Origin of the sequence: Xenorhabdus hominickii (assembly GCF_002632725.1) — a bacterium.
Lineage (GTDB): Bacteria > Pseudomonadota > Gammaproteobacteria > Enterobacterales > Enterobacteriaceae > Xenorhabdus > Xenorhabdus hominickii.
In genome coordinates, this window is the sequence record NZ_NJAI01000097.1 from 1 (window position 1) to 605 (window position 605).

2 protein-coding genes and 1 tRNA gene are annotated in these 605 nt (G+C 41.3%); all 3 read left to right on the forward strand.

The window, feature by feature from the left end:
* Nucleotides 1–189, forward strand: a 189-nt coding sequence (locus Xhom_RS25310) for a TA system antitoxin ParD family protein (RefSeq protein ID WP_099140144.1), incomplete at its 5' end; no start/stop codon positions are given.
* A complete protein-coding gene (locus tag Xhom_RS25315) occupies nucleotides 158–487 on the forward strand; it encodes a type II toxin-antitoxin system RelE/ParE family toxin (protein ID WP_069315410.1) in 330 nt (109 codons plus the stop codon). The genes Xhom_RS25310 and Xhom_RS25315, both read left to right, overlap by 32 nt.
* A gap of 38 nt (nucleotides 488–525) precedes the next feature.
* Nucleotides 526–601: transfer RNA gene (locus Xhom_RS25320), tRNA-Phe, on the forward strand.
* Nucleotides 602–605: the final 4 nt, after the last annotated feature.

Sequence of the window (605 nt, forward strand, 5' to 3'; positions counted from 1 at the left end):
ATCCACGCAGAAGCGTCAAGCAGGAGTGTGCCAAAGCAAATCGAGCATTGGGCAAAAATAGGTCGCATCGCCGAAGATAACCCAGATTTGCCATACTCCTTTATCCTTGATTCGTTACTAGCGAAAAGCGAAGTCGACAATGGTAAGGTGTCGCGTTATGTCAGAAGGACAAAAAAGTCCCAAGATTGATGTTTATGAAACAAGGCGTTTCTCTAAAGCGTTATCTAAATTACCTGAAAATCTTCTTGCAGTAGTGGAAGATGAGATAGAGAAAATTATCGACGACCCTGAGATTGGCGAACAGAAGAAAGGCGATTTAAGTTTTCTTCGCGTTCACAAATTTCAGTTAAATAACCAGCTAACATTGTTGGGATATCATTGGGTTGAAGAAAAAATAGAACTATACCTGTTGAATTTTGGTTCTCATGAAAATTTCTATCAGGAACAAAAGCGACACAGGAAAGACGATTTAAAGTTTATTAAATAACACATAAGGCCTCGCATTCGCGGGGCTTTTTTGTATCTGGAACTTTGGCGTAGAGGGTTCGCGCGGATGCCTGAAGAGCATTAGGACTCGGTTCGATTCCGAGAGGTTCCACCAAATT